This is a genomic window from Bacillus sp. JJ1127 (assembly GCF_036965845.1).
Lineage (GTDB): Bacteria > Bacillota > Bacilli > Bacillales > Bacillaceae_G > Bacillus_A.
The window spans coordinates 1-1,535 of record NZ_JBALQK010000422.1; the positions used below are offsets into that span (position 1 = coordinate 1).

General features: G+C 31.9%; 2 protein-coding genes. Both read right to left on the reverse strand.

The genetic code is table 11. The annotated features are described in order from the left end of the window. Positions 1-150: 150 nt before the first annotated feature. Positions 151-705, reverse strand: coding sequence for an HPP family protein (locus V7183_RS25440; RefSeq protein WP_335361272.1), 555 nt, complete (start codon positions 703-705; stop codon positions 151-153). A 117-nt stretch (positions 706-822) separates the two neighbouring features. Beyond that, positions 823-1,407, reverse strand: a complete 585-nt coding sequence (locus V7183_RS25445) for a CGNR zinc finger domain-containing protein (protein WP_335361273.1) — start codon at positions 1,405-1,407, stop codon at positions 823-825. Between the last annotated feature and the right edge of the window lie 128 nt (positions 1,408-1,535).

Below are 1,535 nucleotides of genomic sequence, written 5' to 3' on the forward strand. Positions count from 1 at the left end.
AAACTAGGTAAACGGCCTTTAACTATAATTACGACTAAAGGCCTTTTTGTATAAAAAATAAACAAATATAAAACTAAAAAGGACTAGTTTTATGGAACATAATAAAAATGAAATGCTTGCTTGAATTGTTTTTTGCTTCTCCATTTAAAATTATATCCAAAAAGTCGGATAGCTCCTTTTACTACATATATTGTTAATTAATAAGGCAATCACTACAATAATAACGGATCCGATTAAAACCGGTGTTATTAAATAACTCCAACTGTTTGCTCCTAAAATAACGATAATTGGATCCGCCCCTGCCGGAGGATGCGTTGTTTTCGTTAACATCATAATGGCAATCGCCATCCCCACCGCTAAGGCAATTGTCCAATAGTCATTTCCAAATAAGTAATATATTGATAGCCCAATGAAAGTTGAAATAAAATGACCACCAATAATATTACGTGGCTGAGATAGCGGTGCATTCCAAACCCCAAACGCTAATACACAGCTCGCCCCAAATGGAGCCATTAACAATTCTGTAGAAGTTATACTTGTTAAATATATTAAGGTGATAATTGTTAAAAATCCACCCAGTAGTCCTGTTAAAGAGTCTTTTATATTTACTTGTAATGGACTTCTTCCTTTCCCTTTCATTTTCGAAAAATATCGTACACTGATTAAATGAGCATTTTTCTGTTTAGCTGTCGTTATATTATCCATCGTTCCCCTCCTTTATTTACCAATTATTATAATCTAACAAAACTAACCGGTCAATTTATATTTAAGAGGTTAGTTTGAAAATACAAAAAAAGGAACCAACTCTTAAAAGTTGATTCTCTAAATTTCTTCAGATTTTCGATGCTGAAATTTTGCTACTTTTTTCCGATTCCCACATATTTTCATAGAACACCATTTTCGTTTTCCACTTCTATCTATAAATAATAAAACACAGTCAGGATTTGAACACCTTTTAAGGGAAATAAGTTTATTTTCTACTATTAACGTTAACACATCAAATGCAATTAACGATATGAGAATATCCTCAACTTTCCCAACTGGAATGGGGACTAGACGTTGTTCAATTATTTTGTATGTAAATGGTGCCTGTTCAATTTTCTTTTCTAAATAAGTAATAAAATCATTAGAAATTTCATGCTGATCAGCAATTGTCTCAAACTGTTTTCTCAGCACCTCTCTTACATCTAACATTCTAGATGTGACTTGATTAATGCGCCCTTGCATCTCTATAAATGTCTTTTCATCATCAAAAGGAAGATTGTCCTTTATTACATGTATCCATTCTAATACATCTTCATCTGTTATTAATAAATCATGACGTTGTTCACGCCTAACCAGTTCTGTATTTACTAAATCTAATGAGAGATTTCCCGATATAATCGGAAATTTTTTTGTTTCCTGCATTTATTCATCACCTACTCTTTAGACAATCATATTCTAAAGCGATATAGCGGTGCAACTATTTTATAAACGGTATATCTTTCTTTAAAACGGTACATCTTTTTTATAAACCGTACGACTTTATTTCAAAG

What these genes read in the sequence shown, in the direction of transcription:
- V7183_RS25440 (WP_335361272.1), bottom strand. Translation starts at nt 705, where the DNA reads ATGGATAATATAACGACAGCTAAACAGAAAAATGCTCATTTAATCAGT.
- V7183_RS25445 (WP_335361273.1), bottom strand. Translation starts at nt 1,407, where the DNA reads ATGCAGGAAACAAAAAAATTTCCGATTATATCGGGAAATCTCTCATTA.